At 73.5% G+C, this 24,347-nt stretch carries 22 protein-coding genes and 1 pseudogene; 13 read left to right on the top strand and 10 right to left on the bottom strand.

What is annotated here, in order from left to right; all coding sequences use genetic code 11:
* Nucleotides 1-58: 58 nt before the first annotated feature.
* The 4 genes and pseudogenes from AB0F58_RS18445 to AB0F58_RS18430 form a co-directional block, all read left to right on the top strand.
* On the top strand, nt 59-490 hold the full coding sequence (locus AB0F58_RS18445; protein WP_357143881.1) for a hypothetical protein: 432 nt from the start codon (nt 59-61) through the stop codon (nt 488-490).
* A gap of 111 nt (nt 491-601) precedes the next feature.
* The gene (locus AB0F58_RS18440; protein ID WP_357143879.1) at nt 602-952 is read left to right on the top strand and encodes a hypothetical protein; all 351 of its coding nucleotides are present in this window, start codon (nt 602-604) and stop codon (nt 950-952) included.
* Between the two features lie 66 nt (nt 953-1,018).
* Nucleotides 1,019-1,393, top strand: coding sequence for a hypothetical protein (locus tag AB0F58_RS18435; RefSeq protein ID WP_357143877.1), 375 nt, complete (start codon nt 1,019-1,021; stop codon nt 1,391-1,393).
* 94 nt (nt 1,394-1,487) lie between these two features.
* Nucleotides 1,488-2,123: pseudogene (locus tag AB0F58_RS18430) on the top strand (pirin-like C-terminal cupin domain-containing protein); the annotation flags it as partial.
* A 60-nt stretch (nt 2,124-2,183) separates the two neighbouring features.
* Here AB0F58_RS18430 and AB0F58_RS18425 read toward each other — a convergent pair.
* Complete coding sequence (locus AB0F58_RS18425) at nt 2,184-2,312, bottom strand: hypothetical protein (RefSeq protein WP_357143874.1); 129 nt, start codon at nt 2,310-2,312, stop codon at nt 2,184-2,186.
* A 128-nt stretch (nt 2,313-2,440) separates the two neighbouring features.
* On the opposite strand from AB0F58_RS18425, the gene AB0F58_RS18420 reads away from it, so the two are divergent.
* On the top strand, nt 2,441-4,030 hold the full coding sequence (locus AB0F58_RS18420; RefSeq protein ID WP_357143872.1) for a phospholipase D-like domain-containing protein: 1,590 nt from the start codon (nt 2,441-2,443) through the stop codon (nt 4,028-4,030).
* Nucleotides 4,031-4,447: 417 nt separating this feature from the next.
* Nucleotides 4,448-5,272: a SigB/SigF/SigG family RNA polymerase sigma factor gene (locus AB0F58_RS18415; protein WP_357143870.1), complete on the top strand. Its 825-nt coding sequence runs from the start codon at nt 4,448-4,450 to the stop codon at nt 5,270-5,272.
* Between the two features lie 327 nt (nt 5,273-5,599).
* On the opposite strand, the gene AB0F58_RS18410 is transcribed toward AB0F58_RS18415, so the two are convergent.
* The 4 genes from AB0F58_RS18410 to AB0F58_RS18395 all read right to left on the bottom strand — a co-directional run bounded on the left by AB0F58_RS18410 (nt 5,600) and on the right by AB0F58_RS18395 (nt 10,776).
* Nucleotides 5,600-7,960 (bottom strand): tetratricopeptide repeat protein, encoded by a 2,361-nt coding sequence (locus AB0F58_RS18410; protein WP_357143868.1) that lies wholly within the window; start codon nt 7,958-7,960, stop codon nt 5,600-5,602.
* Nucleotides 7,957-8,457, bottom strand: coding sequence for a hypothetical protein (locus AB0F58_RS18405; RefSeq protein WP_357143866.1), 501 nt, complete (start codon nt 8,455-8,457; stop codon nt 7,957-7,959). The genes AB0F58_RS18410 and AB0F58_RS18405 overlap by 4 nt, the downstream gene beginning before the upstream one ends.
* A 154-nt stretch (nt 8,458-8,611) precedes the next feature.
* A complete protein-coding gene (locus tag AB0F58_RS18400) occupies nt 8,612-10,120 on the bottom strand; it encodes an APC family permease (RefSeq protein WP_357143864.1) in 1,509 nt (502 codons plus the stop codon).
* A gap of 35 nt (nt 10,121-10,155) precedes the next feature.
* Nucleotides 10,156-10,776: a GPP34 family phosphoprotein gene (locus tag AB0F58_RS18395; RefSeq protein ID WP_357144529.1), complete on the bottom strand. Its 621-nt coding sequence runs from the start codon at nt 10,774-10,776 to the stop codon at nt 10,156-10,158.
* A gap of 139 nt (nt 10,777-10,915) precedes the next feature.
* Here AB0F58_RS18395 and AB0F58_RS18390 point away from each other — a divergent pair, with 139 nt between their 5' ends.
* The 3 genes from AB0F58_RS18390 to hrpB all read left to right on the top strand — a co-directional run bounded on the left by AB0F58_RS18390 (nt 10,916) and on the right by hrpB (nt 14,599).
* Nucleotides 10,916-11,758 (top strand): helix-turn-helix transcriptional regulator, encoded by an 843-nt coding sequence (locus AB0F58_RS18390; protein ID WP_357143862.1) that lies wholly within the window; start codon nt 10,916-10,918, stop codon nt 11,756-11,758.
* Between the two features lie 38 nt (nt 11,759-11,796).
* Complete coding sequence (locus tag AB0F58_RS18385; protein WP_357144526.1) at nt 11,797-11,991, top strand: DUF397 domain-containing protein; 195 nt, start codon at nt 11,797-11,799, stop codon at nt 11,989-11,991.
* 88 nt (nt 11,992-12,079) lie between these two features.
* Nucleotides 12,080-14,599 (top strand): ATP-dependent helicase HrpB, encoded by a 2,520-nt coding sequence (hrpB, locus tag AB0F58_RS18380; RefSeq protein ID WP_357144523.1) that lies wholly within the window; start codon nt 12,080-12,082, stop codon nt 14,597-14,599.
* Between the two features lie 6 nt (nt 14,600-14,605).
* On the opposite strand, the gene AB0F58_RS18375 is transcribed toward hrpB, so the two are convergent.
* A complete protein-coding gene (locus AB0F58_RS18375) occupies nt 14,606-15,334 on the bottom strand; it encodes a protein phosphatase 2C domain-containing protein (RefSeq protein ID WP_357143860.1) in 729 nt (242 codons plus the stop codon).
* 211 nt (nt 15,335-15,545) lie between these two features.
* Between AB0F58_RS18375 and AB0F58_RS18370 the strand changes: the two genes are divergently transcribed.
* The 4 genes from AB0F58_RS18370 to AB0F58_RS18355 all read left to right on the top strand — a co-directional run bounded on the left by AB0F58_RS18370 (nt 15,546) and on the right by AB0F58_RS18355 (nt 20,100).
* Nucleotides 15,546-18,161 (top strand): glycoside hydrolase family 9 protein, encoded by a 2,616-nt coding sequence (locus AB0F58_RS18370; protein ID WP_357143857.1) that lies wholly within the window; start codon nt 15,546-15,548, stop codon nt 18,159-18,161.
* A gap of 127 nt (nt 18,162-18,288) precedes the next feature.
* Nucleotides 18,289-19,038, top strand: coding sequence for a Scr1 family TA system antitoxin-like transcriptional regulator (locus tag AB0F58_RS18365; protein WP_357143855.1), 750 nt, complete (start codon nt 18,289-18,291; stop codon nt 19,036-19,038).
* On the top strand, nt 19,026-19,220 hold the full coding sequence (locus AB0F58_RS18360; protein ID WP_357143853.1) for a DUF397 domain-containing protein: 195 nt from the start codon (nt 19,026-19,028) through the stop codon (nt 19,218-19,220). Before AB0F58_RS18365 ends, AB0F58_RS18360 begins: the two co-directional genes overlap by 13 nt.
* A 109-nt stretch (nt 19,221-19,329) precedes the next feature.
* The gene (locus AB0F58_RS18355; RefSeq protein ID WP_357143851.1) at nt 19,330-20,100 is read left to right on the top strand and encodes a VOC family protein; all 771 of its coding nucleotides are present in this window, start codon (nt 19,330-19,332) and stop codon (nt 20,098-20,100) included.
* 117 nt (nt 20,101-20,217) lie between these two features.
* On the opposite strand, the gene AB0F58_RS18350 is transcribed toward AB0F58_RS18355, so the two are convergent.
* From AB0F58_RS18350 to AB0F58_RS18335, 4 genes are all read right to left on the bottom strand, one after another.
* The gene (locus tag AB0F58_RS18350) at nt 20,218-21,426 is read right to left on the bottom strand and encodes a snapalysin family zinc-dependent metalloprotease (protein ID WP_357143849.1); all 1,209 of its coding nucleotides are present in this window, start codon (nt 21,424-21,426) and stop codon (nt 20,218-20,220) included.
* 153 nt (nt 21,427-21,579) lie between these two features.
* Complete coding sequence (locus tag AB0F58_RS18345) at nt 21,580-22,542, bottom strand: TIGR03885 family FMN-dependent LLM class oxidoreductase (RefSeq protein WP_357143847.1); 963 nt, start codon at nt 22,540-22,542, stop codon at nt 21,580-21,582.
* A gap of 99 nt (nt 22,543-22,641) precedes the next feature.
* The gene (locus AB0F58_RS18340) at nt 22,642-24,054 is read right to left on the bottom strand and encodes an NADP-dependent succinic semialdehyde dehydrogenase (RefSeq protein ID WP_357143845.1); all 1,413 of its coding nucleotides are present in this window, start codon (nt 24,052-24,054) and stop codon (nt 22,642-22,644) included.
* A gap of 12 nt (nt 24,055-24,066) precedes the next feature.
* The gene (locus AB0F58_RS18335) at nt 24,067-24,330 is read right to left on the bottom strand and encodes a DUF6343 family protein (protein ID WP_357143843.1); all 264 of its coding nucleotides are present in this window, start codon (nt 24,328-24,330) and stop codon (nt 24,067-24,069) included.
* Nucleotides 24,331-24,347: the final 17 nt, after the last annotated feature.

Here is a 24,347-nt window from a genome sequence, read left to right as displayed (position 1 = left end):
GGACGCCCCGGCCGATACCTCTCCCTCCCCTAGCCAACTCCCCTGAAAGGCACTAGATATGAAGCGCATGACGGCCTCGATCGATCCCCGCACCCTCCCGTCTGCCCTGCGTACGAAGCTGGGCGCGCTCCTCGCGGACCACATGCGCGAGGCCCCGAGCCCGCGCGAGGGCGTCCTCTCGGCCGCCGAGGCCGCGAAGGCAGAAGCGCTCCGTAACGGGTGGTCGACCCTCGTCGCGACCGGAATTGGTCAGGTGGTCGTCCGGATGGGCGAGGACGCCATCGGTGCCGCCGCGCTCGCGGCCGAGGAGGCACGGATTCTCCAGGAGGCACGCGCCAACGTCCGGCGCGCGGAGACGGCCTACCGGCGAGCCGTCGAGACTTCCAAGGAGCACCCCGAGCGCATCACCCGGCACGCGGCCCGCCTCGCCGCCGCGCGCAACCAACTGCGGCTTGCCGAGGCCGGCTTCCGTGAGGCGACCGCCGCGTAAGGATTACCACCCCCCACCTAGGCCCCGTGGAACCCAGTTCACGGGGCCTAGTTGCGTAAGACGTCTTACGCGTTTAAACTAGGTCCACGCCCCGCACGAGGAGGAAAGAACATGTGGAACGCTGCCCCCCGCGACGCCCGGTGGTACGCCGAGGTCGTGATCGAGCGCCCCGACGGCGAGACTGACTACGTCTACGGCTACGCGGACGACGCGGAGGAGCCGGACGCCGCCGACCTCCTCCCCGAGGGGTGCACCCTCCTGGAGGCCCACGTCGCGCCCACGCAGTACGGCCGGCAGTGCGCCGCCGCTGAGCGGCTCATCGCCGGCATGAGCGACGCGCAGCTCGCCGAGGCGCTCCCGTTGTACGAGAGCGGCCCCGGCTCCGGCTACGCCCTCATCGCCGGCCTTGTCCGCGAGGAGATCACCCGCCGCGACCGCGAGCGCGTCGAGATCGTCCTCTGACCACCCGGCCCGCCCTGGACTGTCCGGGGCGGGCCGTACCCTGCCCATACCGAGTAAGGAGACACCGTGACCGAGAAGCCGACCCCCGGCGAAGAGTTCGTTGAGCGCGCCGTTGAGATGCTCCGCGCCGACGAGGCCGAGGCCGAGGCCGAGCGCCAGAAGCACGAGGCCGACGAGAACGCCCGGCGCGAACGGGTGTGTAACGGCGAGGAGCCGGCCCGCCCCGGCGATGAGTCGTGGTGGCTGCGCGAGTCCGTCTACCGCCGCACGCCGCCCGGCCCGCGCACCCTGGACGAGCAACGGGCCGACGCCGACCGGCTCGCCCGCCGGCACGGCTACCTGCCCATGTCGCCGGAGACGGCCGCCGTCCTGCGCGAGTTCGCCTACGAGGAGCGCGACCGCGTCGCCCGCGACATCGCCGCCGGCCGCTACGACGACTGACCGCCCTCACGGACGCCCCGCCCGGACTTCCCGGCGCGGGGCGTTCTGCTGTCCGGGTATGTCCAACTTCAAATGTGCTTCTGGGCGCATCCTCGCCGGCAGCGGGCTGCTGCACATCGAGGCCCCACCGGAGCACCTGGTGGCCAGCGGCGGCCTCTTCCACGGGCTTCAGCTCTGGGTCAACCTGCCCCGGGCGGCAAAGATGAGCCCGCCCCGGTACCAGGACATCCGGGGCCGGGAGTCGGCCCTGCTGACCACCCCCGACGGCGGCGCGCTGCTGCGGGTCATCGCCGGCGAGATCGCCGGGCACCGGGGGCCCGGATCGACCCACACCCCGATCACCATCACACACGTGACGGTGCAGCCGGGTGCGACGGTGGACCTGCCGTGGCGGCCGGACTTCAACGCGCTCGTCTACGTGCTCGCCGGACGCGGCACGGTCGGCACCGACCGCCGGCCGATCCACACCGGCCAGCTCGCGGTGCACGGGCCGGGCGACGCGTTGCGCTTCGCCGCGGACCCCCGGCAGGAGAGCCGGACCCCGGCGATGGACCTGTACATCATGGGCGGGCAGCCCATCCGGGAGCCGGTGGCGCAGTACGGCCCGTTCGTGATGAACAGCCGCGACGAGCTCATCCAGGCGTTCGAGGACTTCCAGGCCGGCCGCCTCGGGGTGGTCCCCACCGAGCGTCTGCCGCACACCGACGGGGCGGGCCCGGACCGGCCCTGATCCGACCACGGGCGCTACCGGCGACGACCGGTGGCGCCCGTACCGTTGCTCCGTCCGCCGTCAGGAGACGGCGAAGATCCCGGCGACCCCGAGGATCACCATGAGCAGCACCGCGACCAGCGCTCCCCGTTCGCTCTCCACCGTCTGGGGTCGCTGCTCGGGCTGGGCGTTCGGTGTCTCGACCGGCATGGTGCGTGTCCTCCTCGATGTCCGTCTCTCGCGGGCGTGCACGGCGGCGGGCCAGAATCGCCTACGCCGTGCGGGCCAACGGTGCTCGTCCTACCGTGAGGGCATCGTCGACCTCGGGAGGCTGGAACGTGACCGTGCGGGAGTGGTTCCTGAACACGGGGGAACGCGCCAACCCGGTGTCAGAGTTACCCGTCTGGACCAGTGGAAACCTCGCCGAGCCGTTAATTCACGGTGCGACGTACTTCGATCGACTGGTCGACGAGGTCGAGGCGCTCGAGATCGGTGACCATCTCTTCTTCACCGACTGGCGGGGCGATCCGGACCAGCGGATGCGACCGGACGGCCCCACGGTGGCCCAGCTCTTCGCCCAGGCGGCGCAGCGGGGCGTGGTGGTCAAGGGCCTCGTCTGGCGCTCCCACCTCGACGTGCTGGCCTACAGCGAGGAGGAGAACCGGAGTCTCAGCGAGACGATCTCCGCGGCCGGCGGTGAGGTGCTGCTCGACCAGCGGGTCCGCCGGGGCGGGTCGCACCACCAGAAGCTGGTGGTGCTGCGCCACCCGGGCCGGCCCGAACGCGACGTGGCGTTCGTCGGGGGGATCGACCTGTGCCACAGCCGGCGGGACGACGCGACGCACCGCGGCGACCCGCAGGCGGTCCGGATGTCCCCCCGCTACGGTCCCCACCCGCCCTGGCACGACGTGCAGCTCGCGGTGCGCGGGCCGGTGGTCGGCGCCCTGGACACCGTCTTCCGCGAACGCTGGACCGACCCGATGCCGCTGGACTCGGAGAACCCGCTGGCCTACCTGCGGGACCGGCTGCGCCGGGCCGACCTGCGCCCGGATCCGCTGCCCGACCAGCCTGCGGACCCGGCGCCCTGCGGTCCCCACCACGTCCAGGTGCTGCGGACCTACCCGGCGGTGCGTCCCCGCTACTCCTTCGCGCCGGACGGGGAGCGCACCGTGGCGCGCGGCTACACCAAGGCGGTCCACCGGGCCCGCCGGCTGATCTACCTGGAGGACCAGTACCTCTGGTCGAAGGAGGTCGCCGAACTCTTCGCGGACGCGCTGCGGACCAACCCGGACCTCCACCTGATCGCCGTGGTCCCCCGTTATCCGGACGTGGACGGACGGCTCGCGCTGCCGCCCAACGACGTCGGCCGGGAGCAGGCGCTCTCCCTCTGCCAGGAGGCTGCCGCCGACCGGGTGCACGTCTTCGACGTGGAGAACCACGACGGCGGCCCGGTGTACGTGCACGCCAAGGTGTGCGTGGTCGACGACGTGTGGGCCAGCGTGGGCAGCGACAACTTCAACCGCCGTTCCTGGACCCACGACAGCGAACTCTCCTGCGCCGTGCTCGACGACACCCGGGACGAACGCGCCCCGGTCGACCCCGCCGGTCTCGGCGACGGGGCCCGGCACTTCGCCCGGGAGCTGCGGCTACGCCTGCTGCGCGAACACCTGGACCGCCCCGGGGACGGCAGCGGGGACGCCGACCTGCTGGACCCGGCGGACGCGGTGGCCGCGGTCACCACCACCGCCGCCGCGCTCGAGCGGTGGCACGACTCCGGGCGGGTCGGTCCCCGGCCGCCGGGGCGGCTGCGACCGCACCGGCCGGAGCGGCTGCCCTGGTACACCCGGCTCTGGGCGCTGCCGGCGTACCGGCTGGTCTACGACCCGGACGGCCGCCCGCTGCGGGCCCGGCTCGCCGGCACCTGGTGAGGTGAGCGCCCGCTCGGGGCGGCGCGACGCCGGCCCCGACGGTCGGCGCCGCCGCGCGGCCGGGCGGGCGGACGGCTCGCCGGATGTGGGCTACGACACGTCCGGCGGGGAACGCCGCCGCCCCACCCCCGGAAGGTGACCGAGGGTCACCGGCGTTCGACCCGGCGCGACGGAGGTCGCGGCCCGACCTGACCCGCCGTGATCGCGCCGTGACAGCCATAGCACCGCCGACCGTCCACCACCACCGGGGCGGGCGTTTTGCCCTCGTTACTGCGAACATGAGACTTAAGTACATCGTACTTTCGGCTAGCTTTGGCCGGCACGATCAGGCTAAGGTATGTCTCGAACGGCTTATCTGAACCTAAACCAAAAAGCCTTACGTCTTTGCCAGCGGACGAGGTGCAGGGAGGACCACCCATGACCGCGCCAACGATCACGAAGCCGGCGGCCAGCACGCCCGCCGCCACCGAGAAGCTCGACCCGCGCGCCCTCACCGACAGTGCCGCCGAGGTGCTCAACGCCATGGCCGCACTGCCCGCCGACCACCCGTCGCGGGCCGCCCTGCGCGACCGGGCCATCGAGGCCTGGCTGCCGCTGGCCAACCACCTCGCCCACCGCTACAGCGGTCGCGGCGAGCCCACCGACGACCTGGCGCAGACCGCCGCCGTCGGCCTGATCAAGGCGATCGACAAGTTCGACCCCAGTCGCGGCGTCGACTTCGCCGGCTACGCCATCCCGACCATCATCGGTGAGCTGAAGCGGCACTTCCGCGACCGCACCTGGGACATCCGGGTGCCGCGTCGCCTCCAGGAGCTGCGGCTGGCCATCTCCGACGCGAACAGCTCGCTGCTCCAGACGCTGGGCCGCTCGCCGACGGTGGCCGACATCGCCGCCCACCTCAAGCTCACCGAGGAGGAGGTGCTGGAGGGCCTGGAGGGCGCCCGCGCGTACAACGCGGTGTCGCTGTCCACCCCGACCGGCGACGGCGACCGCGCCACCGAGCTGGGTGACATGCTCGGCGGCGAGGACAGCGAGTTCGAGCTGGCCGAGCTGCGGGTGGCGCTCGGTCCGGCCCTGGCCACGCTGGACGAGCGGGAGCAGAAGATCCTCACCCTCCGGTTCTACGGCAACCTGACCCAGTCGCAGATCGCCGAGCAGATCGGTGTGTCGCAGATGCACGTCTCGCGGTTGCTGGCCCGGGCGCTGACCAAGCTGCGCGGCCAGCTCGACGGCACCTACTGAACGCGGTCGGCCCCGACAGGCACCGAACCGAGCACACCGGCGGAGGCCGGACCCCATGGGGTCCGGCCTCCGCCGTGTCCACGTCGAACCGACGCCTCCCCCGGCCCGCACCGACCGGGTCGTCCAGGGGCAGGCCGCGGTGCGGCCGGGCCGGTGCAGCTCGGCGGCCGAAGCCGACCTCGCCGCGGTACGCGCCCATACGGCTGAGCGTCTACGCCGGACCGACCGGCCCACACTGCTCGACACCACCGGGACGGGCGGACTGGCCGGAGGTGCCCGGCCCGGATCAGGGCTACCGCCAGCCTGAACCACCGACCCACACGGACCTCACGACTCCAGCCCTTCGAGGAACGCGCGGAACTGTGCGGCACTTTCAGCGTCACCGGTCCCGGTAAAGGCCTCAACCGCCTGCTCCCAGCAGCTACGTGCCTCGCCGAACCGGCGCACCTCGGCCAGGGCGAGGCCAAGGCTGCCCCACGCAATGCCACCGCCGTGGCGGTCACCGAGCTGCTGACAGATCTCCAGGTCGATGGCGTGGGCGACGATGGCCTCATCAAACCGCCCCACCTGCCGGAAGGCGAGACCGAGGTTGCCCCACGCCGCGCCCTCGCCGTGGCGGTCACCGAGCTGCTGACAGATCTTCAGGTCGGTGGCGTGGGCGACGATGGCCTCATCAAACCGCCCCACCTGCCGGAAGGCGAGACCGAGGTTGTTCCACGCCGTGCCCTCGCCGTGGCGGTCACCGAGCTGCTGACAGATCTCCAGGACGGTGGCGTGGGCGACGATGGCCTCATCAAACCGCCCCACCTCGACCAAGGCGAGTCCGAGGTTGTTCCACGCCATGCCCTCGCCGTGGCGGTCACCGAGCTGGTGGTAGATGTCGCGAGCAGTGGCGTGGGCGACGATGGCCTCATCAAACCGCCGCACCTCGATCAAGGCGAGTCCGAGGTTGTTCCACGCCATGCCCTCGCCGTGGCGGTCACCGAGCTGACGGTGGATGTCGCGAGCAGTGGCGTGGGCGACGATGGCCTCATCAAACCGCCGCACCTGCCGGAAGGCGAGGCCGAGGTTGTTCCACGCCATGCCTTCGTGGTGGCGGTCACCGAGCTGCTGACAGATCTCCAGGACGGTGGTGTGCGCGGCGATGGCTTCGTCAAACCGCCGCACCTGCCGGAAGGCGTTGCCGAGGTCGTTCCACGCCTGGCCTTCGCCCTGGCGGTCACCGCGCCGGCGGTGGATGTCGCGGGCGGTGGTGGCGATGGTGATCCAGTCGGTGAAGTGGCGGCGGAAGTCCAGGAATCGGGCGAGCGCGGACGCGAGCCCGGTGGTGATGTGCGGCAGGTTGTGGGTGGGGGCGCTGGTGCAGACGTTGATGAGGTTGTCGTATTCGGCGTCCAGCCAGGCCAGGGCGTCCTGGCGGCTGGCGAACCGGGTGGTGTCGGGCCGGTCGGTCGGCGTGAGGTGGCTGTCCGCGGTTCGGGCGGTGTGCAGGTAGTGGGTGAACAGCCGCTGCCGGGCGGTGCGGGTTTCGTCGCGGCTGCCGGCTGGTTGGTCGGCGGCGTGGAGGCGGACGAGGTCGTGCATGCGCCACCGGTCGGCGACGGGTTCGTCGACCAGGTGCGCGCGGTGCAGGTCTTCCAGCAGCACCGCGACCCGGCCTGCGGGGAGGTCCGCGAGGGCGGTGGTGGTGTCGGTGGCGATGTCGGGTCCGGGGTTGACCGGCAACAGCCGGTAGAGCTGGGCTTGGTCGTCGGTGAGGTGCTGGTAGGACAGGTCGAACGCGGCCCGCACGGCGACCTGCTGCCGGGACAGGCCGTCGAGGCGGGCCTGGCCGTCGCGGAGCCGGTCGGCCAAGGCAGCAGGGTGCAGGTGGGGGCGGTCGGCCAGCAGCGCGGCGACGACCCGCAACGCCAGAGGTAGGCCCGCGCACAGGTTGGCCAGGTCGGTCATCGCCGGCTGCTGGCCGGGCACGTGCAGGCGCGGATCCTCGATGCCGCGGCGGTGGGCGATGACCTCACGGATCAGGGCGACGGCCGGAGCCGGGTCGAGGACGGTGAGGTCGTGCAGGCGGGCGTCGATGTCCAGGGTGTGGCGGGAGGTCACCAGCACCGGCACCCGGTCATCCGTCGGCAGCAGCGGGGTGACCTGGTCCTCGGTGGCGGCGTTGTCGACGATCAGCAGCAGCCGGCGGTCCTGGCGGGTGTAGGCGTCCAGGACACTGCGCCACAGGCGGGTCCGGTCCTGCACGGCGGTGGGGATGTGCTCGCCGGGGATCCCGATGGCCTGCAACCAGCCCAGCAGCGCGTCGCCGGCGGACAACCGCCGCTCCTGGTCGTAGCCGAACATGTCCACGAACAGCACTCCGCCCGGGAACCAGCCCGGCTCGCGCAGTGCCCGGTACGCGGTCTGCACCACGAGTTCGGTCTTACCGACCCCGGCCATCCCCGCCACCGCCGACACCAGCAGCGTGCCGCCCGCACCGTCGGGTGCCAAGCCCCGCAGGAGGGCGTCGACCTGCCGGTCGCGGCCGGTGAACACCGCAGCCGGGCGGGGCAGCCCGGTCAACGCGGGACGGATCTCCGCCGGCAGGGTCACCTGGATATCGCGGCCCATGACCACCGCGTGGAAGAACACCCCGTCGGCGATCCGGTTCGACACCCCCGCCTCGTCGGGGGACGTCCCGCTCACCGGGCCGGCCCGTCCGTGTCGTCAGGCCGGGGGCCGCCTGGTGGGGGCAGGACGATCCCCCGCATGTCCCGACCCATGAGCACCGGCCCGTGGAACCGGCCGTCGTCGATCGTGTTGGACACGTTTCCCGGCTGCGGGCCCTCCGCCAGCGACGATCGGTCCACGGCCGGATCGGGTGCCGGTGCACCGGTGGTGCTCACCTGCTTCAGGTCCCGGCCCAGTACCACCGCCTCGGTGAACTGGCCGTTTCCGATCCGGTTGTGCACGTCCCCGCCTACCGCGGTGGGCATGGTGGTCGGGGTGGCGGCGCGGCGGGCCTGCACCGCGCTGTACGAGGCCACGACCACCCCGGCGAGGTTCAGGAACACCCCGGCCACGCTGGCCCACCGGTCGGCGTCCTCCAACCCCACCCGCACCAGCACCACCACGCCCAGGGCACAGACCACCACCCCGACTGCCACACCCGCCAACCACCCACCCCGCCCACGCACCCTCATCAGTCCATTGTCGACCGAGAGGGCCACCCGACGGCTCCCCTGAACGGAACAGCACCCCTCCGCCCTTCGCCCGCGTGCCTGCGCTCCTAGCCGCTTGGTCGTCGTCGGAGGGTGTCGTCACGTTGGGCAGGCTCACCTGCCCACCCGCCCGCACCTATCCGCCCGCTGGCGGACCCGGCAGGTCGGCGGCGGCGCTCTCCGGCCCGAGGCCGATCCGGGCGTACGTGCGGGGGCGGCGGGACCGCAGCAGCACCGCCCAGAGCATGCCGGCCAGCGCGGTCACCGGGAAGACCGCCGGCACCGCCCAGCGCAGCGGGGAGCCCGGCCCGACCCCGAGGAGCACGGCCATGTCGGCCAGCGCCAGCAGGACCACCGCCACCAGGGCCACGGTCGCCAGGCCGGGAGCGACCGCCCGCCGCCAGAGGTTCTCGTCGGTGGCCTCACGGGCGAAGAAGGCGAGCACCGCGAACGAGGTCGCCGCGGTCAGCAGCAGCATCCCCAGGGCACCGGTCACGGTGGCCCCGTAGAGGAGGTGGCGCACCGGCTCCAGCCCGGCCGACGCGCACCCGGCGATCACCAGAAGACCGAGGATGCTCTGCCCGACCGACGCCCACCGGGGGGCTCCGGTGCGCGGAGAGGCCTCGCCGAGCGGCGCGGGTAGCAACCGTTCCCGCCCGAGCGCGAAGGCGTACCGGGCGGTGCTGTGGTGCAGCCAGACCAGGGCGGCCAGCACCGAGGTCACCAGCAGCACCCGGCCGATCCGGACCGCGCCCGCCCCGAGCTGGTCGCCGGCCAGGGTGAAGAGCAGGTCCGCCCCCCGCTCCCCGGCGACCGCCGCGATCCGCTCCGGCCCGGTGGCCACGGTCAGCGTCCAGGCGGCGAACGCCAGGACCGCACCGACGAGGCCCACCGCGAGGTAGGTGGCGGCGGGCACGGTGCGCGGACCACGGCTCTCCTCCCGGAGCAGCACGGCGGACTCGAAACCGACGAAGCCGACAGCGGCGACGACGAGCAGCGCTCCGGCCCCGGGGGTGAGCAGGTGGGCCGGGGAGAGGGTGGTCAGGTCGACCGTGCCGTCGGCGGCGTGCCGCAGGTGCCCGAGGCCGTACCCGACCAGCACCGCGACCTCGGCCAGCAGCAGGACGGCCAGGGCGGTCCGGTCGACGGTCACCCCGGACACGCCCAGCACGGCGACCAGCGCCCAGACGGTCAGCGCCACCAGCCACCAGGCCGGGGCGGTGCCGAACCAGCGGGCGAGCAGTGGGGCGCCGACCGCGCCGACCGCGCCGTAGAGCCCGACCTGTAGGGCGTTGTGCACGATCAGGGTCACCCAGGCCGCGCCGACCCCGGCCGGGCGGCCGAGGCCCCGGGCGACGTAGGCGTGGAACGCACCGACGTGGGTGATCCGCCGGGACATCGCCAGGTAGCCCACCGAGAAGAGGCCGAGCACCGCCGCGACCACGAGGACGGCCGCGCCGAGTGCGTCCGCCCCGGTCACCGCGTACGCGGTCGGGACCACGGCGGCCACCACGGTCAGGGGTGCCGCCGCGGCGAGCGTGAAGAGCAGCACCCCGGGCACCCCGCGGCCACCCCGGGTCAGCGTCACGGGTAGGCCACCGGGGCGGTCCACGGTCACGGGTGGGGGCGTCGGCGCAACGGGCATGGCCACTTCCGGTCGGAGAGGGCGGCGGAGGCGGATCAGCCGCGGAGCACGGCCGCGCCCACCGCGGCCTCGGTGTGGGCGACCAGTTCCCGCAGTGGCAGCGGCAGCGCCGGCCGGAGCACACCGAAGCGGTGCTGGGCGCGGGGGTCGGCGAGCCAGAGCACGTCGCGCGTGAGCCCGGTGGCCGAGACCAGTCCGCACAGCAGGGCGTCCGGAACGGCCGGCGGATGGGGGCGGTCCAGCAGGGCGAGCAGCCGGGTGGCCGGCCAGGCGAACGCGTTGAGGTCGGTGGCCACGTAGTCGACCGTGGTGCGCAGCAGTCGGCGCTTCTCCTGCCGGCGTACCACCCCCGACCGGCTGAGCCGCTCGCCCACCGCGTCCGCGGCGGTCCCGGCGAGCAGGCCCAGCCAGGACCGGACGGTCCGGGGCTGCGGCTCGCCGAGCAGGTGGGCCAGGACGCCGCCGGTGAGCGCGTCGGCCGGTGGCGGACCGTCCAGTACGGACACCCGGCCCCCGGTGACGGTCGCCCGTCCGCCCAGCACCAGTTCGCCGAGGAGCGCTGCGGCGAGGCCGAGGCCGGTGGCTGTCGGGTTCAGCCGAGCCCGGCCTCGGCTGTCGCCGTGGGCGATGAGGAAGAACTCGTCCGCGATGAGCAACGAACCCTCCCGCTCGTCCACTGTGCTCGGAACGGGACAAAGGATGCCTCCACACACGACCCAATGCAACTCCCGGATCCGGGTTGTTGCATGCACGCGGCCCCCACCTGCGGATAGTGCCCGTGGCAGACTCGGCCGCGTGACCGCCAGCCCCACCGTCCGCCGCCGTCGCATCGCCCGGGAACTCCGACACCTACGGGAGCGTGCCGGGATGACCCTCGACGTCGCCGCGCGGCAGCTCGACATGTCCAAGAGCAACCTCTCCCGCATCGAGAACGCGCAGATCGGCATCAAGCCCCGTGACGTACGCGCCGCCCTGGCGCTCTACCAGGTGACCGGGGCGGACGCCGAGGCGCTGGTCGAGATCGCCCGTGGGGCGCAGCAGCGCGGGTGGTGGCAGAACTACAGCGACGTCCTGCCGGAGTGGTTCGAGTTCTACGTCGGGCTGGAGGCGGAGGCGGCGACGCTGCGGACGTACGAGGCCGAGGCGGTGCCCGGCCTGTTCCAGACCGAGGCGTACGCCCGGGAGATCTACCGGCTGACCGCCGGTGAGGAGGGGCTGGAGCGGAAGGTCGCCGCCCGCCTGCACCGGCAGAGCGTCCTGCGCCGGGAGTCGCCGGTGCAGATGTCGGTGGTGCTCAACGAGGCGGTGCTGCTGCGCCCGGTCGGCACCCCGACCGTGATGGCCGACCAGTTGACCCACATCAGCCGAGTGGCTCAACTACCCAACGTCACCATCCAGATACTTCCATTCATGGCTGGCGGGCATCCCGCCATGAGCACGCCGTACGTCGTGCTGCACTTCGCCGACGCCGCCGACAACGCCGTGGTTTACCTGGACAACCTCACGATGGGGTTGGCTCTGGAGGGTGCCGAACACGTGCGGGGGTATACCCTGGTGCACGAGAGGCTGTGCCGTTTGGCGCTCACTCCAGCGGACTCCCTGGCCCGACTTGAGGACGCTTCTCGTTACTTTGCGTGATCAACAGATGCTCCTGCGCAGACGAGGGGTACACCACCATGACCGTGCTCGACCTGACCCGTGCGGAGTGGCACACCAGCACGCGCAGCAGTGGCAACGGCAACTGCGTGGAGGTCGCCGGCGTCGGCGCTCGGGTGGCCGTCCGGGACACCAAGGACCGGCGCGGCCCGGTGCTGGTCTTCCCGCGTACGTCGTGGCGGCACTTCGTCGCCGGCATCGACGCGTTGACCTGACCGACCCGGGACGTCCGGCCGGCTCGACCGCCGCCGTGGCGGGGGACGCGTCGACCGGTGCCGCCGGGCGGCGGTGCGAGACTGGGGCGTGCTCCGCGACGTACCCCTCGAACTGCCGGTCCGGCCGGTCCTGGCCGCGCTGACCACGGCCCTGCGCAGCGCCGGCAGCGCCGTCCTGGTCGCGCCGCCCGGCACCGGGAAGACCACCCTGACGCCGCTGGCGGTCGCCGACGAGGTCGACGGGCGGGTGCTGATCGCCCAGCCGCGTCGGGTGGCCGCCCGAGCGGCGGCGCACCGGATGGCGGCGCTGCTCGGCGAGCGGGTCGGCGACCGGGTCGGGTACGCCGTGCGCGGCGACCGGCGCGTCGGCCCGACCACCCGGATCGAGGTGGTCACCACCGGACTGCTGGTCCGGCGGCTGCACCACGACCCGGAGCTGCCCGGCGTCTCGGCGGTCCTGCTCGACGAGTGTCACGAGCGGCACCTCGACGCCGACCTGGCGCTCGCCTTCACCGTGGAGGCCCGGACCGCGCTCCGCCCCGACCTGTGGCTGCTGGCCATGTCGGCGACCGCCGAGGCGGACCGGTTCGCCGACCTGCTCGGTGGGGACGCACCCGCGCCGGTGGTCCGGGCCGAGGCGGCACTGCACCCGGTCGCCCGGATCTGGGCACCCCCGCCCCGTCCGGTCGCCGGGTACCGGGGCAACCGGGTCGACCCCGCGCTGCTCGACCACGTGGCCGCGACGGTCCGGCGGGCCCTGGCCGAACAGGACGGCGACGTGCTGGTCTTCCTGCCGGGCACCGGGGAGATCACCGGGGTCACCGCCCGCTTGGCGGAGCTGCGCGACCGGGTCGCCCTGGTACCGCTGCACGGCCGGCAGCGGGGCACCGAGCAGGACGCCGCGCTGCGTCCGGCCGACCGGCGACGGGTGGTGCTGGCCACCGCCGTCGCGGAGAGCAGCCTCACCGTGCCCGGTGTCCGGGTGGTGGTCGACGCCGGCCTGAGCCGGGTCGCCCGCACCGACCTGGCCCGGGGCCTGGGCGCACTGGTCACCGTGCCGGTCTCCCGCGCCGCCGCGACCCAGCGGGCCGGCCGGGCCGGTCGGGAGGCGCCGGGGCACGTGTACCGCTGCTGGTCCCCGGCCACCCACGAGCGGCTCGCCGCCCAGCCGGGACCGGAGATCGCCACCGCCGACCTGACCGGGTTCGCCCTGGAGCTGGCGGCCTGGGGACAGCCGAACGGCACCGGTCTCGCGCTGCCCGACCCGCCCCCGGCGGCGGCGATGGCGGTGGCCCGGCAGACCCTCGGCACGCTCGGCGCGGTCGACGCCGAGGGCCGGATCACCGGACGGGGCCGGGCGATCACCGCGACCGGCGTCCACCCCCGGCTGGGCCGGGCGCTGCTCGACGGGGCGGCACGGATCGGCGCGGACCGCGCCGCCGAGGTGGTGGCCCTGCTCAGCGAGGAGACCGGTCCGGGCGACGACCTGGCGGCGAGCTGGCGACGGCTGCGCGCCGGCACCGACCCCGCCGCCACCGCGCGCTGGCGGACCGAGGTACGCCGGCTGCGCGCCGCCCTGCCGCGGGACACCGCCCCGAAACCGGACCGGCGCGCCCCGGGGACCGTTCCCGACGACCTGGCCGTCGGGCTGCTGGTCGGGCTGGCCCACCCCGAGCGGCTGGCCCGGGTCCGGCGGCCGGGCGGCCCGGCGTACCTGATGGCCGGCGGCACCGCCGCGGAGCTGACGCCCGGGTCGGCGCTGGCCGGCTGCGACTGGCTCGCCGTGGCGGTGGCCGACCGCTCCCCCGGCGCCCCGGCCGCCCGGATCCGTGCTGCCGCCGCGCTCGACGAGGCGACGGCCCGGGAGGTCGGCGCGGCGCTGCTGCGCGAGGAGCGTCAGGTCACCTGGACCGACGGGGACCTGACGGCCCGGGAGGTGACCCGACTCGGGGCGATCGAGCTGGCCGAGCGACCGCTGTCCCGGCCCGACCCGGCGGCGGTGGGCGCGGCCCTCCTGGCCGGCCTGCGCCGGGACGGGCTCGCCCTGCTCGACTGGACCCCGGCGGCCCGGTCGTTGCGGGAGCGGCTGGCGTTCTGCCGGCACGCGCTCGGCGCGGACTGGCCGGCGGTCGACGACGAGGCCCTGCTCGCCGCCGCGCCGGACTGGCTCGGGCCGGAGCTGTCCCGGGCCCGACGCCGCGCCGACCTGGCCCGGATCGACCTGGTCGGCGCGCTGCGCCGGCTGCTCCCCTGGCCCCAGGCCGCCCGCCTGGACGAGCTGGCCCCCGAGCGGATCACCGTGCCGAGCGGCAGCCGGGCCCGCGTCGGGTACGCCGACCCGGCCGCACCGGTGCTCGCGGTGAAGCTCCAGGAGACCTTCGGCTGGCAGCGCGTGCCCCGGATCGCCGACGGGCGGGTGCCGGTGCTGCTGCACCTGCTCTCCCCCGCCGGCCGGCCGGTGGCGGTCACCGCGGACCTGGAGTCGTTCTGGCGGGTCGGTTACCCGCAGGTGCGCGCGGAGCTGCGCGGGCGCTACCCGCGCCACCCCTGGCCGGAGGATCCCACCACCGCACCGCCGACCCGGCACACCACCGCCCGCCGCCGCTGACGGCGGTCAGTCCTCGGCGACCACGTCGGCGACCACCACGGTGACGTTGTCCGGGCCGCCCGCGCGCAGGGCCAGGTCGATCAGCCGGCGGGTGCACTCCTCCCGGTCGGGGTGCGCGGCGAGGACCTCGGCGAGGGTGTCCGCGCGGACCACGTTGGAGAGCCCGTCGCTGCACAGCAGCCAGCGGTCCCCGGCCCAGGGCACCATGGTGGCGTAGGCCGGCGAGACCTCACCGCCCTGGAGGGCCTGGGTCACCACCGCCCGGCGCGGGTGGCTGCTGGCCTGCTCCGGGGTGATCAGTCCCTGGTCGACGAGCATCTGCACGAAGGTGTCGTCCCGGGTGATCTGCTTGAGCACCCCCTCGCGGAGCAGGTAGGCGCGGGAGTCGCCGACGTGGGCCAGAGCCAGGCAGCTGCCGGTCCGCGCGAACAGCAGCGCGGTCAGTGTGGTGCCCATGCCCTGCCGCTCCGGGTCCTCCTCGACGGCCTGACGGATCCGACCGCTGGCCAGGTCGATGCCACCGCGCAACGCGGCCACCAACGCGTCCTCCGGTGTCGCCGCGTCCAGCGGCGAGATGGTCTGCATGGCGATGGAGCTGGCGAGGTCGCCGGCCGCCATCCCGCCCATGCCGTCGGCGACGGCCACGAGCCAGGTGCCGGCGTGGAAGGCGTCCTGATTGCCGCTCCGGATCAGGCCACGGTCGGTTGCCCCCGTGGAACGCAGCTTCAGGGTCATGGGACGCAGCCTGCCAGGAGGAGGGCGGGTTGTCTCTAGTAGATCACCGTCGGCGGGGCGTGGCGCGGCGAATCTCACTCTCCGCACCCGGTCCGGGACCCACCCGCCGAACTATCCAGTTCTGTCGATTGACAGGCCGGTCACACCCTGGAAACATCGACCGATACTTGGGAGCGCTCCCAGCCCTCGACCGTCCCCGGAAGGAACCGTCGTGACGTCACCCCCACGCCGTCGACGCCGCCTCGCACTGCTCGCTGCGGCGACCTCCCTCGCCCTGACCGGCGTCCTGGCCCCGGCCGCCCAGGCCGCCCCGGACGAGGACCCCCCGGAGCAGATCCGCAACGGCGACTTCAGCAACGGCACCTCCCCTTGGTTCTCCTTCGGCACCGGTGACCTGACCAACCCCGACGGGCGGCTGTGCACGACCGTCGCCGGCGGGCTGGCCAATCCGTGGGACGCCGGCATCGGGCAGGACGGCATCCCGCTGCTCGCCGGCTCGTCGTACACCCTCGCCTTCGACGCCAGCGCCACCCCCGGCGCCGACCTGAAGGCCGTACTCCAGCTCGGCAGCGCGCCGTACACCACGTACGCCAGCGTGGACGCCACGGCGGGCGCGACCCCGCAGCGCGTCGAGCACACCTTCACCGCACCGGCCGACGACCCCCGGGCACAGATCATCTTCCAGGTCGGCGGCAGTACGGCGGCGCAGACCTTCTGCCTGGACAACGTCTCGCTGCGCGGCGGCGAGCCGGTCCCGCCGTACGAGCCCGACACCGGGCCCCGGGTCCGGGTGAACCAGGTCGGCTACCTGACCGCCGGGCCGAAGAACGCCACCGTGGTCACCGAGGCCACCGAGCCGCTGCCCTGGCAGCTCAAGAACGCCGCCGGCACGGTGGTGGCGAGCGGCACCAGCACCCCGCGCGGCGTCGACGAGGCGTCCGGGCAGAACGTGCACACCATCGGCTTCTCGTCGTACCGTGCGCCGGGCAACGGGCTGACCCTGGTCGCGGACGGGGAGACCAGCCACCCGTTCACCGTCTCCGGCGACCTCTACGAGCAGCTCCGGTCGGACTCCCTCCAGTTCTTCTACGCCCAGCGCAGCGGCATCGCCATCGACGGTGACCTGATCGGGGCGGAGTACGCCCGCCCCGCCGGCCACCTCGACGTGGCCCCGAACAAGGGCGACACCAACGTGCCCTGCCAGCCCGGCGTCTGCGACTACTCGCTGGACGTGCGCGGCGGCTGGTACGACGCGGGCGACCACGGCAAGTACGTGGTCAACGGTGGCCTCGCCACCTACCAGCTGCTGAACACCTTCGAGCGGACCAAGACCGCGGCCACCGCCGACGGCGGCGCGGCGCTGGGCGACAGCACCCTGCGGGTGCCCGAACGGGGCAACGGCGTGCCGGACGTCCTCGACGAGGCCCGCTGGGAGCTGGAGTTCCTGCTGAGCATGCAGGTGCCGGCCGGGAAGCCGCTGGCCGGGATGGCCCACCACAAGATCCACGACCGGAACTGGACCGGGCTGCCGCTGCTGCCGCACGAGGACCCGGAACTGCGCGAGCTGCACCCGCCGTCGACCGCGGCCACGCTCAACCTGGCCGCCGTCGCCGCGCAGTGCGCGCGGCTGTTCGCCCCGTACGACGCGGCGTTCGCGGCCCGCTGCGGCACCGCCGCGCGGACGGCCTACACGGCGGCCAAGGCCAACCCCACGCGGTACGCCAGCCCGACCGACGCCACCGGCGGCGGCGCGTACGACGACACCACCGTCACCGACGAGTTCTACTGGGCGGCGGCGGAGCTGTACCTGACCACCGGCGAGCGGACGTACCTCACCGACGTCACCGCCTCGCCGCACCACACCGCCGACGTGTTCGAGCCGCGGGGCTTCAGCTGGCAGGGGGTGGCCGCGCTGGGTCGCCTCGACCTGGCCACCGTGCCGAACGGGCTGCCGGCCGCCGACCGCACCCGGGTCCGCGCCTCGGTGACCGCCGCCGCGGACCGGTACCTGGCCGAGATCACCCGGCAGGCGTACGGGCTGCCGATGCCCGGCGACCCGGGCAGCTACTTCTGGGGCGGCAACGGCAACCTGATCAACAACGCGGTCGTGCTGGCCACCGCCTTCGACCTGACCGGCGACGTGAAGTACCGGGACGGGGCGGTGCAGGCGATGGACTACATCCTCGGCCGCAACGCGCTGAACATCTCGTACGTGACCGGGTGGGGTGAGCACGCGGCGGAGAACCAGCACAGCCGGATCTTCGGCAACCAGTTCGACCCGGACCTGCCGAAGCCGCCCGCCGGTTCGATCGCGGGCGGTCCGAACGCCGCCCTCCAGGACCCGTTCGTCGAGCAGCTGCTCGCCGGCTGCAAGCCGATGTTCTGCTACGTCGACGACATCCAGTCGTACTCCACCAACGAGGTGGCGATCAACTGGAACTCCGCGCTGGCCTGGATCTCGTCCTTCCTGGCCGACCAGGGCGAGGCCGGGGCGATCCCCCCGTCGGGCTGCGCGGTCCAGTACGCCAACCACGGCTCCTGGTCCGGTGGCTTCACCGCCCAGGTGACCATCCGCAACACCAGCCCGAAGACGATCGACGGCTGGACCGCCCGCTTCGCGTTCACCGGTGACCAGAAGGTGCGCGAGGGGTGGCTGGCGACGGTGACCCAGTCCGGGGCCACCGTCACCGCGAAGAACGAGTCGTACAACGCGAAGATCGCCCCCGGCGGCACGGTGACCTTCGGGTTCAACGCGGTCGCCGGCCCAGGTGCCAACCCCGCACCGGGTCTGATCACGGTCAACGGAGTGGCCTGCGCGCTCTCCTGACCCGTCGGTCCCCGGTCCGACAGGGGCCTCCCCGTGCACGGGGAGGCCCCTGTTCGGCGCGTCACCACGACCCCACCGTCCGTGACGCTAGGGTGCCAGCTCAGGTCCGACGATCCGGGAGGTGGGCATGAACGACGTGCTGCGGACGGCGATGCGGGAACGCGGCGAGACCATCGAGTCGCTGGCCCGCCGGGTCGGGGTGGATCCGAAGACCACCGGCCGCTGGGTCACCCAGGGCGCGACGCCCTACCCGCGCCACCGGGCCGCCGTGGCACAGACCCTGGGCCGGGAGATCGCCGACCTCTGGCCGGACGCGGTCCGTCCCCGCCAGCCGCTCTGGTTCCGGCCGTGGGCCGAGATCGAGACGGAGGCGACCGCACTGCGGTCGTTCGAGCCGCTGGTGCTGCCCGGCCTGCTCCAGACCGAGGCGTACGCGCACGCGGTGCTGGCCAGCGGCCCACTGGTGGACGACGAGGTGGAGGGGCACGTGGCGGCCCGGCTGGCCCGGCAGACGGCCGTCTTCGACCGGCCCCGGCCGCCGCTGACCATCTTCGTGGTGGACGAGGCGGCGCTGCGCCGGGGCGGCCCGGAGATCATGCACCCGCAACTCGACCACCTGGTCACCATGGCGGCCCGGCCCACGGTCATCGTCCACATCGTCCCTATCCGGGCCGGGTTCCACCCCGGACTCGCCGGGGCGTTCGTCGTCGCCAGCTTCGACGGCCGGGACGACGTCGGCTACCTCGACGACCAGGCCGCCGGGCGGGTCACCGAGGACGTTGCCCCCCTCCTGCGCACCTGGGAGACTGTGCGGGCGGTGGCGCTCCCGCGTGACCAGTCGATCGAGCTGATGGAGGCGCGAGAATGGCTGAGCTGACCGGCGCCCACTGGCGCACCAGCACCCGCAGCAGCTCCAACGGCGGCAACTGCGTCGAGGTCGCCGACAACCTGCCCGGCCTGGTCGCCGTCCGGGACAGCAAGCACCGCGACGGGGGCACACTCACCTTCGCCCCTACCGCCTGGCGCGCCTTCGTCGGCGCGCTCCGCGCGCAGCGCTGACCGCACCCACCACCGTCCGATCCGGACGGTCGTCCGATCGGCCCGAACGCGGTCACCGATCGGTCAGTGTCATGTGCGTGTGGACGTGCGCCGGGGCTAGAAAGACCGCATGGCCGACGAACTCACCGTGCCGCTGCTGCCCTGTGGCTCCATCGACACCGTTGCCGACTTCTACCAGGTCCTCGGATTCCGGGTCACCCACCGGCAGAGCCGACCCCACCCCTACGTCGCCCTCCAGCGGGAGGACCTGCACCTGCACTTCTTCGGTCTGCCGGACTTCGACCCGGCGACCTCGTACGGCAGCTGCCTGGTGCTCGTCCCCGACGTCGCGGCCCTGCACGCGGCCTTCGCCGAGGGCCTGCGGGCCGCGTACGGCCGGGTGCCGGTGGCCGGCATCCCCCGGATGACACGACCCCGACCCCGGAAGAACGCCGACGGGCTGACCGGGTTCAGCGTGGTCGACCCCGGCGGCAACTGGATCCGCGTCTCGGCCCGCCCGGGCACCGGGCCGTCGGCCGGGGTCGACGGTCCGCCGCTCACGCCCGCTCGGACGGAGGACCGGACCGGGGCTCCGCCCGGCCGGCTGGCGGAAGCCCTGCGCAACGCCATCGTGCAGGCCGACTCCCGGGGTGACCACCGACAGGCGGCGAAGATCCTCGACGGTGCGCTGGCCCGGTCGGACGCCGACGACGACCCGGTGCTGGGCGTGGCGGCGCTGGTCTACCGGGCCGAGATCGCGATGGCGCTCGACGATCCGGACACGGCCCGGACGGCGCTGGACCGGGCCCACCGCGTCCCCCTGTCCGAACTGCAACGCGACCGGGCGGCCGACGACCTCCGGCACGCCGCCGAACTGACCGCCGGCCTACCGCCGGCCTGACCCCGAGCGCACCCCGTCGGCACCGCCCACAGCAGCACCGCCCGGCGCGACGTCGCGCCGGGCGGTGGGTGCAGGGGTCCCCAGCTCCGCCGGGAGCTGGGGACCCCGCCTGACAGCTCAGGCGACCGGCAGGCCGCCGACCTGGGTGTTGATCCAGGTACGGATCGACGGCAGGTCGCCGTAGATCGACGGGCCGGTGGCGCAGGTCGGGTTGTTGTTACCCGCCCGGCTGGTGGCACCGATCAGGTTCCACACGCCGTTGACCTTGCGCACCTGCGGGCCGCCCGAGTCGCCGTAGCAGGCGCCCGCGTTGCCGTTGGTGTTGTTGGTGCAGATCTCGTACGTGGCGTTGATCCCCGAGCAGCGGGTGTCCGCGACGATCGAGGTGTCCAGCTCGTGCGCGACGGTCGGGGCCGAGCCGCAGCCCCGGGTCGGGCAGGTCTGGCCCCAGCCGATGATCCGGGTGGCGGTGCCGACCGCGCCGGAGGTGGTGGGGATGACCGCCGGGGCGTAGCTGACCGAGCTGGCGAGCTGGAACAGCTTGACGTCGATGCTCGGGTGGTTGACCGCCCGGCTCACGCCGACCACCGTTCCGCCGCTGGTGCGGTTGATGCTGCCCACCCGCACCGAGGCCGGCGTCGGGCAGTGCTTCGCGGTGACCACCCAGTTCGCCTTGATCAGGGTGGCGGTGCAGCCGGAGGAGTACACCATCCACGGGTAGTTCTCGGTCGCCGGCCGTCCGTTGACGACCAGCGGCGAGATCTCGTCCTGGGCCTCCTCGGACCAGATGTGGGTGCCGGCCACGTCGGCGGTGGCGCGGCTGCCGGCGAAGAGCGAGTTCACCTGGGCGGCCTCGGCGGCGCTCGGGTAGGCGTTGGTGCAGGAGACCGGAGCGCTGCTGCCGGACATCAGGTCCGAACAGAGACCGGTGCGCCGGTCCGGCAGGCCCAGGATGTGACCCAGTTCGTGAGTGGCGATCCGGGTCCGGTTGTAGCCCTGGTTGACCGCCTCCCAGCCCATGTAGACGGTGCCCCGGCCGAGGCCGGTGACGTAGGCGCGGGGCCAGCCGTTGTCCACCCGGATGGTGACGGCGGCCGGCGTTCCGGCCTGGAGCCGGACGTTGCTCACCCGGCTGTTCCAGATGGCGGCAGCCTGGTCGAAGTTGGTGCGGAACTCACCGGCCCGGCTGGCGTCGTAGAGGACGGTACGCACGGCGGCCCCGACGTCGGCGGAGGCCGGCGCACCGCCGACGGCCTGGACACCGGCGAGGGACAGCGCGAGCGTGAGTGCGGCGCCTGCCGCGCGGAACAGTTTCCGTCTGATCATCAAGCACTCCCCTGGTCCGCGATGGCGTCACCATCGCAATCGAAGTCGATCGATTTTAAGAGGAGTGCTGCGCCCAGCGCGAATAGTGGTTGGGTCATACGCTCGGGACCATTTCGAGGTGGCCCACCGCCGTCCGGGGCGGCGGGGCCCCGGTCAGCGGGCCCGCAGCTTCGGCAGCACCTCCGTGCCGAACGTGTCGATGAACGGGCCCAGGTCCTGCCCGACGTGGTGCAGGAAGATCCGGTCGAAGCCGAGGTCGAGGTACTCCTCCAGCCACCCGGTGTGCCGGCCGAGGTCGGCGGAGATGTTCACCACCTCGCGCAGCCGCTCCATCGGCACCTGCTCGGAAACCACGTCGAAGTGCTCCACCGTCTCCAGGTCCCAGCAGACCGGCGGCGCGAAGACGTTGCTGCGCCACTGGTCGTACGCGATCCGCTCGGCCTCCCCCTCGTCCGGGGTCCAGCTCAGGTGCACCTGGAGACTCAACGGTCCCCGGCCGCCCGCGTCGCGGTAGGCGTCGATCATGGCGCGCAGGTGCGACACCGGAGCGTTCACCGTGATCAGGCCGTCGGCCCACTCGGCGCACCACCGGGCGGTGGCCACGCTGACCGCCGCGCCCACCAGGGCCGGGGGCTGCTCCGGCCGGGTCCACAGCTTCGCCCGGTCGACCCGGACCAGGCCGTCGTGGCTGACCTCCTCCCCGGCCAGCAGCGCGCGGATCACGTCCACGCACTCCCGCAGCCGGGCGTTACGGACGTCCTTGCGCGGCCACGGGTCGCCGGTGATGTGCTCGTTGGCCGCCTCACCGGTGCCGAGCGCGGCCCAGAACCGGCCGGGGTACATCGCCCCGAGGGTGCCGATCGCCTGCGCGATGATCGCCGGGTGGTAGCGCTGGCCGGGAGCGTTCACCACGCCCAACGGCAGGCTGGTGGCCTGGAGGGCGGCACCGAGCCAGGACCAGGCGAACGCGGACTGCCCCTGGCGCTCGCTCCACGGTGCGTAGTGGTCCGAGCACATGGCCGCGTCGAAGCCGGCCCGTTCGGCCCGGACCACCGACTCCAGCAGCGCGGTGGGATGGATCTGCTCGTGGGAGGCGTGCACGCCGAACACCGTCATGCCGAGCACCCCTACCCAGAACCACCGCCCGGCAACCGGGTCGGCCGGGCAGCGGGCCCGGGGCGGGAGAAGTGGTGGCAGGGAACCCCGGCCACCAGCTCACTCGGCGTGTGCGCCGGCCCCCGCCGAGGGCCCGCCCGCGCCGACCCAGACCGTCTTGACGTTGCAGAACTCCCGCATGCCCAGGGTCGACAGTTCCCGTCCGTAGCCGGAGTTCTTCACGCCGCCGAAGGGCAGCTCCGGGTAGGAGGTGGTCATCCCGTTGACGAAGACGTTGCCGGCGTCCAGGTCGGTGGCGAAGCGCTCCTGCTCCTCCGGGTCGCTGGTCCAGGCGTTCGCGCCCAGGCCGAAGCTGGTGCCGTTGGCCACCTCGACCGCCTCGTCGTACGACGACACCCGGTAGAGGCCGGCGACCGGGCCGAAGACCTCCTCGCCCCACATCCGCATCCCGGGGGTCAGCCCGGTCACCACGGTCGGCGGGTACCACCAGCCGGGCCGGTCGGGCACCTCGCCGCCGCAGAGCACCCGGGCGCCCCGCTCGACCGCGTCGCGGACCTGGGCGGCCACCTCGTCCCGGCCCCGCTCGCTGGCCAGCGGACCGACGTCGGTCCGCTCGTCCATCGGATCGCCGACCCGCAGCGCCGCCATCCGCGCGACGAACCGCTCGGTGAACGCGTCGAAGACGTCGGTGTGCACGACGAACCGTTTCGCGGCGATGCAGGACTGGCCGTTGTTCTGGCAGCGCGCCGTGGTGGCGACCTCGGCGGCCCGGTCCGGGTCGGCCGAGGGCATCACCACGAACGGGTCGCTGCCGCCGAGTTCCAGCACGGTCTTCTTGAGTTCACGACCGGCGATCGCGGCGATCGACCGGCCGGCCGGCTCGCTCCCGGTCAGCGTCGCCGCCCGCACGCGCGGGTCGGTGAGGATCCGCTCGACGGCGGACGAGCCGACCAGCAGCGTGGTGAAGGCCCCCTCGGGGAACCCGGCCCGGCCGAACAGCTCCCCCAGCCAGAGCGCGGTCTGCGGCACGTTGGAGGCGTGCTTGAGCAGGCCGGTGTTGCCGGCGGTGAGGGCCGGCGCGGCGAACCGGATCACCTGCCAGAGCGGGAAGTTCCACGGCATCACCGCCAGCACCGGCCCGATCGGCTGGTAGCGGACGACGGCACGGGTCGCGCCCACCGCCGCCGCGTCGGCCGGCTCGTCGGCGAGGAAGCGCTCCGCGTTGTCGGCGTAGAACCGGCAGGCGGCGGCGCACTTGGCCGCCTCCGCCCTGGCCGCCTTGTACGTCTTGCCCATCTCCGTGGTCATCACCCGCGCGATGTCGTCGCGCTCGGCGTCGAGCAGGTCCGCCGCCGCGGTCAGCCACCGCGCCCGTTGCGCGACCGGGGTGCGGCGCAGCGCCGCGAAGCCCCGGTCCGCGGCGGCGATGGCCGCGTCGATCCGGTCGGGCGGCATCTCGTCGTACGTCCTGAGCACCTCACCGGTGGTGGGATCGGTGGTGGCGATGGGCATCTCGTACTCCTGTCACTCGAAGAGCGAGTGGCGCACGCCCGGCTCCTCCCGACGGCGGGCGGCCCGGCGGCGCTGGATGACGACCAGGTCGACCACCGCCACGACGGCGAGCACCCCACAGACGACGGCCAGCCAGGTCAGGTCGGTGCGGGCGGCCAGCACGGCGAAGACCACCATGGTGACGAGTCCGAAGGAGGCCAGGGCGAGTCGTAGGTTCAACGCGCTGTAGGCGTGGCCGACGGTGCCCCGAGCCCGTCGGGGCTGCGATCGCGTCATTCCGGCGAACTACCCGA

The sequence above is a fragment of the Micromonospora sp. NPDC023956 genome (genome assembly GCF_040639195.1).
In the GTDB taxonomy this organism is placed as follows: Bacteria; Actinomycetota; Actinomycetes; order Mycobacteriales; family Micromonosporaceae; genus Micromonospora.
This window is presented reverse-complemented; position numbering and strand designations above follow the sequence as displayed.

What these genes read in the sequence shown, in the direction of transcription:
- AB0F58_RS18445 (WP_357143881.1), top strand. Translation starts at nt 59, where the DNA reads ATGAAGCGCATGACGGCCTCGATCGATCCCCGCACCCTCCCGTCTGCC.
- AB0F58_RS18440 (WP_357143879.1), top strand. Translation starts at nt 602, where the DNA reads ATGTGGAACGCTGCCCCCCGCGACGCCCGGTGGTACGCCGAGGTCGTG.
- AB0F58_RS18425 (WP_357143874.1), bottom strand. Translation starts at nt 2,312, where the DNA reads ATGCCGGTCGAGACACCGAACGCCCAGCCCGAGCAGCGACCCCAGACG.
- AB0F58_RS18415 (WP_357143870.1), top strand. Translation starts at nt 4,448, where the DNA reads ATGACCGCGCCAACGATCACGAAGCCGGCGGCCAGCACGCCCGCCGCC.
- AB0F58_RS18405 (WP_357143866.1), bottom strand. Translation starts at nt 8,457, where the DNA reads ATGAGGGTGCGTGGGCGGGGTGGGTGGTTGGCGGGTGTGGCAGTCGGG.
- AB0F58_RS18400 (WP_357143864.1), bottom strand. Translation starts at nt 10,120, where the DNA reads ATGCCCGTTGCGCCGACGCCCCCACCCGTGACCGTGGACCGCCCCGGT.
- AB0F58_RS18385 (WP_357144526.1), top strand. Translation starts at nt 11,797, where the DNA reads ATGACCGTGCTCGACCTGACCCGTGCGGAGTGGCACACCAGCACGCGC.
- AB0F58_RS18375 (WP_357143860.1), bottom strand. Translation starts at nt 15,334, where the DNA reads ATGACCCTGAAGCTGCGTTCCACGGGGGCAACCGACCGTGGCCTGATC.
- AB0F58_RS18365 (WP_357143855.1), top strand. Translation starts at nt 18,289, where the DNA reads ATGAACGACGTGCTGCGGACGGCGATGCGGGAACGCGGCGAGACCATC.
- AB0F58_RS18360 (WP_357143853.1), top strand. Translation starts at nt 19,026, where the DNA reads ATGGCTGAGCTGACCGGCGCCCACTGGCGCACCAGCACCCGCAGCAGC.
- AB0F58_RS18355 (WP_357143851.1), top strand. Translation starts at nt 19,330, where the DNA reads ATGGCCGACGAACTCACCGTGCCGCTGCTGCCCTGTGGCTCCATCGAC.
- AB0F58_RS18350 (WP_357143849.1), bottom strand. Translation starts at nt 21,426, where the DNA reads ATGATCAGACGGAAACTGTTCCGCGCGGCAGGCGCCGCACTCACGCTC.
- AB0F58_RS18345 (WP_357143847.1), bottom strand. Translation starts at nt 22,542, where the DNA reads ATGACGGTGTTCGGCGTGCACGCCTCCCACGAGCAGATCCATCCCACC.
- AB0F58_RS18340 (WP_357143845.1), bottom strand. Translation starts at nt 24,054, where the DNA reads ATGCCCATCGCCACCACCGATCCCACCACCGGTGAGGTGCTCAGGACG.
- AB0F58_RS18335 (WP_357143843.1), bottom strand. Translation starts at nt 24,330, where the DNA reads ATGACGCGATCGCAGCCCCGACGGGCTCGGGGCACCGTCGGCCACGCC.